9 protein-coding genes are annotated in these 12,980 nt (G+C 46.0%); all 9 read right to left on the bottom strand.

The features are described from left to right. Nucleotides 1-70 precede the first annotated feature (70 nt). The 9 genes from pstB to MKX75_RS02345 all read right to left on the bottom strand — a co-directional run bounded on the left by pstB (nt 71) and on the right by MKX75_RS02345 (nt 12,774). A complete protein-coding gene (gene pstB / locus MKX75_RS02385) occupies nt 71-826 on the bottom strand; it encodes a phosphate ABC transporter ATP-binding protein PstB (protein ID WP_062837230.1) in 756 nt (251 codons plus the stop codon). 12 nt (nt 827-838) lie between these two features. Then, nucleotides 839-1,726, bottom strand: coding sequence for a phosphate ABC transporter permease PstA (gene pstA / locus MKX75_RS02380; RefSeq protein ID WP_062837355.1), 888 nt, complete (start codon nt 1,724-1,726; stop codon nt 839-841). Nucleotides 1,727-1,728: 2 nt separating this feature from the next. Next, on the bottom strand, nt 1,729-2,637 hold the full coding sequence (gene pstC, locus MKX75_RS02375) for a phosphate ABC transporter permease subunit PstC (RefSeq protein WP_139331924.1): 909 nt from the start codon (nt 2,635-2,637) through the stop codon (nt 1,729-1,731). 142 nt (nt 2,638-2,779) lie between these two features. Next, nucleotides 2,780-3,706 (bottom strand): phosphate ABC transporter substrate-binding protein, encoded by a 927-nt coding sequence (locus tag MKX75_RS02370; RefSeq protein WP_062837228.1) that lies wholly within the window; start codon nt 3,704-3,706, stop codon nt 2,780-2,782. 726 nt (nt 3,707-4,432) lie between these two features. Then, complete coding sequence (locus MKX75_RS02365; RefSeq protein ID WP_339168255.1) at nt 4,433-5,725, bottom strand: arsenic transporter; 1,293 nt, start codon at nt 5,723-5,725, stop codon at nt 4,433-4,435. Nucleotides 5,726-6,085: 360 nt separating this feature from the next. Continuing rightward, nucleotides 6,086-8,182: a methyl-accepting chemotaxis protein gene (locus MKX75_RS02360; protein ID WP_339168254.1), complete on the bottom strand. Its 2,097-nt coding sequence runs from the start codon at nt 8,180-8,182 to the stop codon at nt 6,086-6,088. A gap of 195 nt (nt 8,183-8,377) precedes the next feature. Continuing rightward, the gene (locus MKX75_RS02355) at nt 8,378-9,415 is read right to left on the bottom strand and encodes an EAL domain-containing protein (RefSeq protein WP_062837225.1); all 1,038 of its coding nucleotides are present in this window, start codon (nt 9,413-9,415) and stop codon (nt 8,378-8,380) included. 215 nt (nt 9,416-9,630) lie between these two features. Continuing rightward, complete coding sequence (locus tag MKX75_RS02350; protein WP_339168251.1) at nt 9,631-11,880, bottom strand: bifunctional 2',3'-cyclic-nucleotide 2'-phosphodiesterase/3'-nucleotidase; 2,250 nt, start codon at nt 11,878-11,880, stop codon at nt 9,631-9,633. A gap of 477 nt (nt 11,881-12,357) precedes the next feature. After that, on the bottom strand, nt 12,358-12,774 hold the full coding sequence (locus MKX75_RS02345; protein ID WP_062837223.1) for a pyridoxamine 5'-phosphate oxidase family protein: 417 nt from the start codon (nt 12,772-12,774) through the stop codon (nt 12,358-12,360). Nucleotides 12,775-12,980 lie beyond the last annotated feature (206 nt).

Below are 12,980 nucleotides of genomic sequence, written 5' to 3'. Positions count from 1 at the left end.
GTGCTTTCTTTTGTCTCTATTATTTCTCTATCTCTCTGTCCGTTACTCTATGTGACACTCCATGATCCAATTAACCGAAACGACCCATAATGTATTCTTGCGTCAGACGATTGTCGGGGTTGGTGAAAATATGCTCTGTATCCCCATGCTCAACCATGCTTCCCAGGTAAAAATAAGCCGTATAATCCGAGATGCGTGCTGCCTGCTGCATGTTATGGGTAACAATGACGATCCGCAGATCTTTCTTAAGCTCGGTAATCAATTCCTCAACCTTACCCGTTGATACCGGGTCAAGTGCAGATGCTGGCTCGTCGAGCAGCAGGATCTGCGGGTCAACAGACAAGGCGCGTGCGATACATAGACGCTGCTGTTGTCCACCTGAGAGAGACAGGGCTGACTCGTTCAGCCTGTCTTTCACTTCGTCCCAGAGCGCAGCACGGCGCAAGCTTTTTTCCACAATTTCATCCAGTGCCTTCTTACTCTTCGTACCACGGTAGCGGGGGCCAAACGCGATATTGTTGTAGATGGACTTATGAAAAGGGTTCGGCTTCTGCCATACCATGCCAATCTTCTGGCGAAGCTTGATTACATCGGTTCCAGGCTCATTCAGATCGTTACCGTCCATCCAGATATGCCCCTCTGTGCGAGAACCGGCAATTTCGTCGTTCATCCGGTTCAGCGACCGGAGGAACGTGGATTTACCGCAACCAGACGGCCCAATAAGCGCTGTTACGCTTGCTTCGGGAAACGTCAGGCTGATCTGCTTGACCGCCTGGAAATGTCCATAATATATGCTTAACTGTTCCGTACCAAAAGGTATGGCCATGTTGGTTCCTCCTTATTTCGAAGCTGTCATGCGGCGGAATACAACCCGACCGATCCAGCGTGCACTTAGATTGAACGCCAGCACGAGAATGACAAGCACGGCGGATGCCCCTGCTGCCACTTCTTTGGAATCTGGCCCAATGCCTTCACTATTTACTTTCCAGATATGGACAGCAAGTGTCTCTGCCGGACGGAAAGGATTAAGCGGTGATCTTGGACTCGTCGGATTCCAATCTGTGAAGTCCAATGGTGGACTACTCATACCTGCGGTGAACATCAGCGCGGCTGCTTCACCGAAGATCCGGCCCGATGCCAGGATCGTACCCGTAATCAAACTCGGCAATGCCACAGGCAGTAGAATGGAAGTGATAATCTTCCACTTGGACAGTCCAAGCGCCAGACCTGCTTCCTTCTGTTCCTTCGGAACGGCGCGGAAGGCCTGCTCCGTTGTCCGTACCATCAGTGGCAAGTTAAAGATCGCCAGAGCCAAGGCACCCGAGATCAGGGAGAAACCAAGACCAAATTGATTTACTAGTAGCAAGAGACCAAACAAACCGATAACGATGGATGGGAATGATGACAATACTTCAACGACCAGACGAATGAAGCTGGTAATCTTACCTGGCTTGGCGTATTCCGCCATGTAAATTCCGCCGCCCCACCCCAGTGGAATGGTAACAATTAAAGTCAGGACCAGCAAGAATACGGAGTTGAAGAGCTGTGGACCAATCCCGCCGCCACCTTTGAGTAACTGTGGAGCGCTCGTCAGGAAGTGCCAGTTAATATGCCCAATACCTCTAAACATAATGAAGCCAAGCAGGCCGAGCAATAGAATAACAATGAACAGGGCCAATACAACGATAACGGATGTTGCAATTTTATCTACCGTCTTTGCCTTCATTTTCATACCCGGTTTCTCCTTTCAAGCAGGCGAACCAGAATGACGAAGACAAAGGTCATCACCAACAGGACAAGCGCCATACTCCACAGTGCATTGTTATGAACAGAACCCATCGTGGTGTTACCCATGCTGAGTGTAATTACACTTGTTAATGTTGAAGCTGATTCAAGCAAGGATGTTGGAACATGCGGTGCATTACCGATAACCATCTGCACAGCAAGTGCCTCACCAAAAGCACGGGCCATACCCAATACGACACCAGTCAACAAGGCTGGCAAAGTCGTTGGAATAATGACACGGTAGATGGTTTGCCAGCGAGTGGCACCGAGTGCGTAGGAGGATTCACGCAATCCTTTGGGCAATGCGGACAATGCATCTGCCATAATACTTGTCACCGTAGGAAGAATCATTACAGCGAGAACGAGACATCCGGCTGCAATCCCGACGCCTGTTCCACCAAAGATACTGCGTAACAAAGGTACGATGACACTCAGACCGATAAATCCGTACACAACAGACGGAATACCGGACAAGAGCTCAATGGCAGGCTGCAAGATCTTTTTCCCCTTACCCGGTACAATCTCTGTCATGAAGAGTGCTGCACACAGACCAAGCGGACTTGCAATAAGCGCTGCAAGCAAGGTTGTAATGAAGGAACCTGTAATGAACGGCAATGCCCCATAGAAAGCAGGTTCTCCCGTTGGATTCCACGTTTTTCCACCAAGGAATTCACTTATGCTTACTCCATTTTGGAAAAATGTTGATAGTCCCTTGGACGCTACAAAATAAACAATGGAAAACATGACAACGATCAGGAAAACGACACAAATCGACGTATAGATCCGTCCCGTCCACTCTTCCCAATAATGTTTCTCTTTTAAGGGCCGGCGCGGTTTCAACTTGTTATTCATTACCGTTCCCCCTTCGGTCTGTTCCATAACAACCATCCTTCTATAGTAGAATTAATGCAAAATATGGGATTATTTTAGAGCAAACCGCGTAAAGAGGCGGGACCTAAGTCCGCCTCTTTCGCTGTATGCGCAAGTTCAAAGATTACTCAACCACGTTACCTGCTGCATCGCGTTTTACTTTCATACCTGACATTGGAATGTATCCAAGTTCTGTCACGTCATTTTGTTGAATTTCGTCACTCAAGATGTAGTCCAGGAATGCTTGTGTTGCTGCATCTGGCGTACCTTTCGTGTACATGTGCTCGTAAGCCCATACTGGATAAGTTCCTGCTTCTACGTTCTCAACTGTTGCTTCTACACCTTCGTATTTCAACACTTGCAAACTGTCATCCAAGTAAGACAGGGCGAGGTAACCAATAGCACCTGGCGTTTCAGCTACCAATTTTCTTACGTTACCAGAAGAATCTTCTTGAATGGAACCTTGGATATCATCCATTTTTGCACCAAGTGCATACTTCTCGAAAGTTGCACGAGTACCGGAACTACTTGGACGGTTTACAATAACGATTGCTTGATCCGCACCACCAACATCTTTCCAGTTCGTTACTTTACCGGAAAAGATGTCAACCAGTTGTTGCTTCGTCAAATCTTCTACACCTGTATCTTTGTTGCTAACTGGCGCCATAGCTACTACCGCTACTTGATGGTCAACCAATTCTTTTACTTTGGCTTCGTCCTCCAGCTTCTCTTCTGCAAATACATCAGAGTTACCGATTGTAGCTTGTCCGTCGGATACTTGTGTCAAACCAGTACCACTACCGCCACCTTGAACTTGAACCGTTACGTTCTTATATTCATCAACTGCCATAAATTTCTGTCCAGCTTGTTCTACCAGAGGTAGCAATGCTGTCGATCCGACTGCCAGAATGTTACCGCTAAGCTCAGTAGCAGCTTCTCCTGATCCATTGCTTGCGGCACCCTCTGTACCAGCGTCATTTTTCGATCCGCATGCAGCGAGCACCAGTACGAACGTTAAGGTCATCAAAATAAACGGCAACTTTTTAAACATGTTTTGTTTTCCTCCCCCAATGTAGTGATGGCGTTTTGTGAATTTGTTTGTTCACCATCAACTCTTTACTCATTGTAGTTTCGGTATGTCATCTTAAAATCAGTGTTTTGTAAACGCAATGTTAAAAATATCGGCTGCATATTGAAATATCTGGGATTTAATCTAGCGCTGAAGAGGTCGCTTCGGGAACGGACGTTGCTTCAATCCGTATTGTGTCCAGATTTCCGTGAAGATTTTACACATTAATAAAATAAATATAAATTCAACACTCACAGTGTCCGTTTCGGTTACGGATCGTTCTTCTGATCGCTGTTGTCTCCAAATTTCTCTTATCAACAATTTAAATTGTTGAAATTGGGAGACAGCTTATGCTTCCGATGCAGCTTTCTTACAGAAAGCTTTCAGGCGAACGCTTCGCTTCTTCAGAATCGATTCCGTCTCCTCCACTACGATCGCGGTTTCCCTGCGCTGTGTCAGCGCTTCTTGCTCCCAGACATTTCAATCTCTGCTTGGGGTGCAGGCAAAGAAGGCCAGCCCTATTGTAGGCTGACCTTGTGTAAATGCTTAGGTACTTAACAGAGAAACAGAATTCATTTCTTCTATAGAAGATGCAAAAGCAGGAAATAAAAAAACTGCCTCACTGCCAGTGCATAGCACCAGCTGTGAGAGCAGCTTTTACATGAAAACAGATTATCTTATTAATACCTAATGTAAAATCTAATTTTACTAACCCAGGATCCATAACCACAATGCCAATCCAGCTAGGGTAATTAACAATGTTGGGATCGTCAGGATGATACCTGCTTTGAAATAATAACCCCATGTAATCTTCACACCTTTGCGAGACAACACGTGCAGCCACAGCAATGTGGCAAGTGATCCAATCGGGGTCATTTTGGGACCCAGATCGGAACCGATGACATTGGCATAGATCAAAGCCTCTTGAACGATCCCCTCCGTATGAGCACCCTGGATGGCTAGCAGGTTAATCAACACGGTCGGCAGGTTATTCATGACGGATGATAATACGGCCGCTATGATGCCCATCCCGAGCGAAGCAGCCAGCAGACCATGCTCTGCTATGGCATCCAGCCAGCGGCTCAGATGATCGGTTAACCCTGCATTACGCAGTCCATATACAACGATGTACATGCCCACCGAGAATACCACAATCGACCATGGTGCTTCCTTAATTACCCGTTTCAGATCAACAGCCTCGCTCTTACGTGCCAGTAAAGCGAACAGCAATGCAACGGAGCCAACGATAACCGACACGGGAATCGGCAGAAACTCACTCGATGCGTAGGCCACCAATAACAGCCCAAGCATGAACCAGGCGATTCGAAACATCCGGGGATCACGTATCGCTTCCTTCGGGTCGCGTGCCGCGGAGATGTCGTAGCGACGGGGTATGCTTTTGCGATAGAACAAGAACAGCATGCCCGTACTCGCTACGATCGAGAACAGATTCGGTACAACCATGCGCACCGCATATTCCACAAATGTAATACCAAAGAAATCAGCGGACACAATGTTAACCAGATTGCTGACGACGAGCGGCAACGATGTGGTATCCGCGATAAATCCACTCGCCATTACAAAAGCCAGCACCATCCGCTCATCGAACTTCAATGCACGTACCATTGCCAGTACAATTGGCGTCAGAATGAGTGCCGCACCGTCATTCGCGAACAGAGCAGATACTGCGGCCCCCAATAAAATGGAGTAGAAGAACAGTCTGCGACCATCTCCTCCAGCGAGCCTTGCCATGTGAAGGGCAGCCCATTCGAAGAAACCCGTCTCGTCGAGAATGAGAGAAATCATAATAATACCGACAAAAGCCAGCGTTGCATTCCATACAATGGATGCCACATCCGATGCGTCGTTCAAGCTGACGACTCCACACAGCAGGGCAAGCAATGCCCCACCCGAGGCAGTCCAGCCGATACCCAATCCACGAGGTTGCCAAATCACCAAGGTGATTGTTACTGCAAAAATCAATATTGCTACGTATACCATAGAGCCTCCTGCTGTACCCTGTCTCGATATAATCTATCGTTCATTCCATCATTATATTGTAAGATTACACCGCATGATGCGCGGAAGAACCAGACGATATATTTATACAGGGCCGCAGGAGCAATGTCTATCTTTATTTTCTTGTATATCTATATAAGTTGAACTAAAAATATTTACACTGGACACTCCGATGACAGAACAACCTTCCGATCGCTGTTATCCCCAGATTTTTTTGATTCCTTATATAAGGGGTAAATTCGGTGATAAAGGCGAACGCTCCGCTTCTTCAGGTTCTTTCTGTCCTCTCCGTTCGTGTAAACGTTTAGTTCAATTTATATAGTCGGTTTCGCTGTCCCGACGTTAGGATTTATCGTTACCCTTATCCTTCGGTGTATCCTCCACCATCTTGAACATGCCGAGCAGTCCTTGTAATTGTTCTGCCATGCTATTCAGATGTGCCGAGGATGATGCAATCTCCTCTACCGACGCCAATTGCTCTTGCGAAGATGCAGACACGGATTCTGTATTTGCAGCCGATTCCTGGGTCACATTCGAAATATCGCTCATCGCCTTGGCAACGTGGGATGCACCCTTCTCTAGTTGCTTTGTTGTTTCGGACAAGTCATCCAATGTATGAACGGCATCTTCCACCGCCTCCCGTATCTGGGCAAACGATTGTCCGGACGTATTCACGGCCTGAATTCCTTCTCCCACCCGAGTCTGAGCGGCATTCATGGCGATTAGAGCGGCATCCATATCATGACGGATATTGTGAACCACCTCACCGATCTGCGCTGCCGAGCTACCGGATTCCTCTGCCAGTTTACGTACTTCTCCCGCTACGACGGCAAACCCACGACCCGCATCACCCGCTCTTGCCGCTTCAATGGAAGCATTCAATGCGAGCAAGTTCGTTTGTTTGGAGATGGAAGCAATGACATCAACCATGCTGCCAATCTCTACCGAACGGGCATTCAGTGACTGAACTACCGTTCCCAGCTGCTCCACCGTCTCCTGGATGCTGTTCATCTGCTCTACCGCCTGTCCTGCTGCCTCATTACCCGAAGAAGCCGCACCAGATGTATTCCGCATATTTGCCGTGATCGATTGCACACGCTCCGACATCATTCGAACATCTTCTGCCATTCGGCTCATCTGTCCAGATCCGTCTTTCACACTGTTCACTTGTTGCTCTGCACCTTCAGCCAGTTCTTGAATGGCTAGTGTTGAATGTTCAATTGCTTTGGTGGTTTGTTCTGCACTGGCAGACAATTCTTGAGAAGAAGCGGATACCTGCTCTGTCGTTTCCTGTACACCCAGAATCATCATTCGCAGATTATCCACCATACGCTCGAAATACTTCGCCAGATCACCGACTTCATCTTTACGCCCTGTTTCCATTTTCACAGTCAGGTCACCTTTACTTACAGCTCTCGCAGATTCCTGCAGTCGTTTGATCGGACGCAGCATGGAGCGTGTAAACCAGATAATAAAGATGAGCGTAAGGAACGTGGCCGCAAGAATCACTATAAATGTAATCATGCGAATGTCCTTGCTCGCATTGGTTATTTCACTCTTGAACATCGTGCCGGCAATTTTCCAGCCCGTTGCTTCATTTGTCGCAAAGATCATCATTTTCGGCTGATCGTTGAATACGTAATCGAATTGACCTTCTTGACTCTCATACATTTCATCCAGCAAACCGCTCGTTTCCTGTGTACCTGCATCAACTACTGGAGAAACGACATAATTTTTGTTCGCATCCATAATGATGACGTAGCCCTCTTTGCCCACCTTAATGGATGCCTGTTCTTGCAGGTCTGTCAGGTCCAGAGACAAACCGATTACACCGGATTGATCCTTTAATGTTTTGGAAATAAACACAACGGCAACGCCATCCGTATTGATGGATACAGGTGACACCACAGTCGTACCCGGCTTCTCTATCGCAAGCTTGTACCACTCCCGCTCCCGTGGATCATATGCATCTCCCCGCGTGCTGCTCGCTGTTGGTTTACCTCGAACCATGACCCCCTCTGTCGTTCCTACAAAAATATTTAAGGCATCGGGATGCAAGCCCAGATATTGCTCCAGCTTCACCTGAAGCTCAGTACTATCGTTCTCCCCTTTAATCAGGTTCGGATCAAGAGAATCCGCAAAATAATTAATGTCATGAATCTTGTAATTCACTTGGCTTTCTACAATGGTATTGGCAGTGCTCACACTTTGCAGGGCACTATCCACCAATTGTCCTTGTACGCCGTTTTCAGCCATCTTAAGTGTGATCAAGCCGACTGCCAGACTTGGCAGAAGCAGAACTGCCAGGAAGGAGACTAATAATTTGTTCCTTATATTCCAGACAAAACCTTTCTTTTTATTCTTCTTTTTATTTTTATTTTGTTTTGGCTTAGCGGGTTTTGTTGCTTTCATTGGTTTATTATTTTGATCTCCACTCATTTCTTTCTCCCCCTCTTAATTTAAAAATGCCCTCTTTCTTTGTATGTATGGATCAATCTACAAGGCTTATCTTATATATCGGCTGAATGAGGGTATTTATTTGAGAGAAAAATGTGCAGGTACGTCAAACAAGCCACCTCTGAGCAGAAGTGACTTGTACAAAGTACGAGGTACTAAATTTTTCATGAATTTAGGTCAAGTGTTGGAACATGGACCGTCTAGAGGGTGTGCCGCGGGTTTACCAAAAAAGTAACCTTGGGCAAGCTCAATCCCGATGGAACGACAGAATTCAAACTCCTCCATTCGTTCGATCCCCTCGGCAAGGACTTGACCCCCAAATCGACTCGACATCTCAACAATATCAAGAATCTTCTCTTGTTTGGTCGAATCCTGATCACAACGATCAATAAGACTTCGATCTATTTTGACAAAATCCGGTTCTAACCGATTCATCAACTCTATTGTCGAATATCCGGCACCCACATCATCCAACGCAACCGACATTCCGCGTGAACGATACACCTCAAAGATGTGCTGCAAGATGGACATATGCTGAATCTGCTCTGTTTCCACGACTTCAAACACAAAATCTTTAGGGTCAAGGGCAAGACGTTCAATCGCATCAAACGTATGTGTCAGACAATATTCGGGATTATATATGGAGGAAGGCAGGAAATTCACGAAGCGTTTGACACCATGCGGCAGAAAAAGGGCGCTGGTCTCAATGGCGATAATACGCGCCGTTCGATCCAGAAAAGAGTGTAATCCGGTCTCGCGCGCAACTTCAAATAATTCATAGGAACTGAAGGGTTTTCCATTCTCAGCAGGACGAAGCAAAAACTCATATCCGATTATCTGCTCCGATGCATCAACGATGGGCTGCATATGACTGCTGAATTGATGCTCCAAAATAATGGAAACGAGTTCCGCATGCTTGAAACGGGACTCCTGCATGTATAGACTGATCCAGTCTTCTTCATTAGCCTGTTCATATAAAGGTGTAATCTGAACGGTTAGGGAATCACGTAAAGTGGGATCAATTTCGCCGATTTCTTCTATTAAGCTCTGAACCGCCTCAAGATTCGTAAAATGCATCCACATCATATCATCCGACGTCTCGATATGTCTTCCCGGCGTTTGCAGCGCTTCCAGCAAAGCGGGGGAAATGGGACGCAGGTATAAGGTACCTTGACCCTCTATAGGATAGATTGGACTGCAGCCACTGCAATTCATGTAGGACCCCCTTGCCAATTTATGATTCCATGTCCATTAATGTTCACTTGTATATACCCAAAGTTTGTAAATATTATATCATGGGTCTTGAAATTAATCTCTACTGTTTTGATGACTTCCTATATGACGGTTATTGAAACAAATATATTCAAAATTGCAGAAAAAAAGACCGACAGTCTGATGACTGTCGGTCTCCTCCTCACCGCTTATTAAACTTATGAAGCGGGAATCACGATTTTCTGTCCAACTTTCAGGTTATGCACATTTGAGATTTTGTTAGCTGTCGCAAGCTTGCGCCAGTCCACACCATATTTCAAACCAATGCGGTACAGGTTATCCCCTTTTTTCACCACATATACAACTTTGTTGTTGGTTGCCGGCTTCTCAGGTTGTGGCTTAGGTGTCGGCGTTGGAGTTGGTTTAGGCGTCGGAGCTGGCTCCACACCTGTTTCAGGTGTTGTCGTTGCTTCACCTGTCAGTTTCAAGCCATACTCTGCAAAACCTTCTTTGTTCGTACCAATGAATGACATTGCCGGATTCGCTTCAACCAGATCTTTCGCATCCGGGGAAGAAGCAAATACCACTTCAAGATCATTCAGCGCTGCTGTAGTTACACCAGCAGATGGTTTGATTGGTGCCAGGGACCAGTTGCCGTCCGCTGCTGGATTAATCGTTTTATTTTCACGAATGTAGTCGATGATCACTTGACGGTTCTCATCTGGTGCAGCCAGAACGATTCGTTTGCCGTCCGGGTTAGCCAGTTTGGATGAAGAAGCACGGTAGTTATTCGTCGCTACAATGAATTTTTGTGCTGGGTCAATCGGTTTACCGTTAAAGCTCAGATCTTTGATCCGGCTTGCAGATGCATTAACTATCGTAGCTTTGCTATCGTATTTGGCTGGTTGGGTTACATCAATCTGATACGTTACGCCATCAATAACGTCGAAGTTGTACGTCGGGAAGTCATTGTTGATCAGTTGTTGTTGTCCACCTTTGGCCGGGTCGATCTGGTTGAATTGGCCTGCGGACCATTCCAGCCATTCTTTCAATTCTGCACCGTTAACCATTACAGCATGTACCGTATTTGGATACACGTACAAGTCAGCAACGTTTTTGATGGCAATGGTGCCAGTAGGAATATTCGTGTAATACGAAGCACCTGAACGTCCACCGGCTTTGAATGGAGCACCTGCGGACAATACAGGAATTTTCTCATATTCCGTACCTTGCATATGTTTTTCAACATACCACTTCTGTGCATTCGTTACGATTTGAATGGATGGATCATCCTGAACCAGAGCGAAGAAGCTGTTGATTGGTGCAGTCGTTTCGCCCACCGGACCACGAACATACTCCAATGTGCCTTCATGCTCTTCGTGAACCGCATCAATGATGTCCTGATCCGCTTCTACCAATAGTTTTTTGTTGGCTGTGTCATAGATTGGGCGTGCTTCCGTTTTGGAATCCACCACTTTCCATTTGCCGTCCACTTGTTCTAGATCCAGATCAATAATCCCCAGGTGATCCCCCCAGAATCCTGGCTCTACAGCAGGAACGCCGTTAATGGTGCCCTTTTCCAGGTCTACCCCTTTTTTGCCGGCAAAATCAGCACTTGGGAATACTTTGTGGGCATGTCCAAACAAAATGGCATTAATGCCTTCAACTTGGCTCAGATACAATACGGAGTTTTCCATCAGATCCGTTTGAGGAATTTCCTCAAATCCGGAGTGAGGAATAGCTACAATAATGTCGGCACCTTTTGCTTTCATCTCAGGAATGAATTTTTTCGCAGTAGCGATAATATCTTTGGCGATTACTTTGCCTTCAAGGTTAGCGCTGTCCCACTGCATGATTTGTGGTGGCACGAATCCGATTACACCCACTTTGATCGTGTGTTCCTTACCCGTTTCGTCCGTCACTTTCTTATCCAAAATCTCATACGGTGTGAAATAATTTTTGTCATTTGTCTCATCATCATCACCATCGTCTACATAGACATTGGCATTAATGTAAGGGAAGTTTGCTCCCTCCAGCGTCATGTCCAGGAAATCCAGACCATAGTTGAACTCATGGTTACCAATGTTCCCTGCATCATAATCGAGCAGATTCATCGCTTTATATACAGGGTGAGTCTCACCCTTTTTCAGTGGATCAATTTTGGCAGCGTAGTCTCCTAGCGGATTTCCCTGAATCAGATCCCCGTTATCAAACAGCAGGCTGTTTTTCGCTTCGTCACGGGCTTTCTTAATCAGTGTTGCTGTTTTGGCGAGTCCATATTGGTCTGTCTCTTTGTCGGAATAATAATCATAGTTAACCAGATTGGTATGAATATCTGTGGTTTCCATGATCCGCAGTTTCACTTTGGCAGCATCCGCAGCCGACACAGGTACCGGAAATACCGCAAGCACGTTTAATGCAACCAAAGCGGCAGTCAGGCTCGATAATACTTTTTTACTCGTTTTCAAAATAACCCCTCCCGGTTATGTACATTGAATCATGCATTATTGGGCAAACGAAGAGCGCAGAAAAAAGATAGATTTCATGGGTTGTGCGTACTGACGCTCTGATGGCATGCATCGGAATTTCAGGTAAGTTTATCTCACATGAACATCTATTTATGTCTGTGCTTGTCGTTTACATTCCAAATCATAACGCAATGTTCAGCCATTGAAAAGCATTATTTTTTACATTACCCGCACATATCAGTCCGAGTTTACATTATCATGCGTGATTTCGACATTTTTTTCAACATTTTAGTAGGTATTTAGTGCTTGTTTGTTTCAAAATACGTATATTACATGCACCTTACAACTATATCCAGTTCAGCGTTCTTCATTCACAACAAAAACCGTGAAGCCTAGAAGGCTTTCACGGTTGAATTGAAATCTGCACGGTTTTCCGCATAAGGATGCTAATTCGCAGAGGTTATTTTCATATTGGACTTATTGTTCCCACACGTGGTGTTCATGGTCTTTGCCCGTATACTCAATACGAGCCGGTGTGATGTCCAGAATGACATAGTTCGGATCGTTAGGTCCATCGAACCAGGCCTTCAGTTCGTCGTTCCACACTTGTTCTCGCAAACCTTCGTTCTTCGTCACTTCACAAGTTCCTTCGATCTCAACCACTTCCTTGGAGCCACCAGCCTCATAACCAAGTAGTAGGCTAACATTCGGATTATTCTCCAGTTCCTCTACTTTGTGTGTACGGCGGTTCGTTGCCAGATGAATGTTCAGTCCATCGTTGAAAAGCGCCATATAGCGGGATTTCGGTTTACCATCCTCCACAGTGGAGAAGCTGCAAAAAGGGTTGTTTTCCAATGCTTTTACAATGTTTTGTTCCAATTCAGTCTGGTTCATGGGAACTGCTCCTTTCGGTTTTGGGGGTATATTGGAAGGACTCTTGTAGGCGGCCGTTCCGGGTACGGATCGTTCTTTGGATCGCTGTTATCCCCAGATTTTTTTTTGATTCCCTTTTCTCAAAGGGAAAATCCGGTGATAAAGGCGAATGCTTCGCTTCCTCAGAATCGATTCCGTCCCCTTCACTACGTCTACTGTTCTTCCAA

Source organism: Paenibacillus sp. FSL R5-0341, assembly GCF_037975235.1.
GTDB lineage: Bacteria > Bacillota > Bacilli > Paenibacillales > Paenibacillaceae > Paenibacillus > Paenibacillus amylolyticus_A.
This window is presented reverse-complemented; position numbering and strand designations above follow the sequence as displayed.

Excerpts from the sequence above, each read along its gene's own strand:
- MKX75_RS02360 (WP_339168254.1), bottom strand. The coding sequence starts at position 8,182 with ATGAGTGGAGATCAAAATAATAAACCAATGAAAGCAACAAAACCCGCT.
- MKX75_RS02365 (WP_339168255.1), bottom strand. The coding sequence starts at position 5,725 with ATGGTATACGTAGCAATATTGATTTTTGCAGTAACAATCACCTTGGTG.
- MKX75_RS02370 (WP_062837228.1), bottom strand. The coding sequence starts at position 3,706 with ATGTTTAAAAAGTTGCCGTTTATTTTGATGACCTTAACGTTCGTACTG.
- pstA (WP_062837355.1), bottom strand. The coding sequence starts at position 1,726 with ATGAAGGCAAAGACGGTAGATAAAATTGCAACATCCGTTATCGTTGTA.
- MKX75_RS02355 (WP_062837225.1), bottom strand. The coding sequence starts at position 9,415 with ATGAATTGCAGTGGCTGCAGTCCAATCTATCCTATAGAGGGTCAAGGT.
- pstC (WP_139331924.1), bottom strand. The coding sequence starts at position 2,637 with ATGAATAACAAGTTGAAACCGCGCCGGCCCTTAAAAGAGAAACATTAT.
- pstB (WP_062837230.1), bottom strand. The coding sequence starts at position 826 with ATGGCCATACCTTTTGGTACGGAACAGTTAAGCATATATTATGGACAT.
- MKX75_RS02345 (WP_062837223.1), bottom strand. The coding sequence starts at position 12,774 with ATGAACCAGACTGAATTGGAACAAAACATTGTAAAAGCATTGGAAAAC.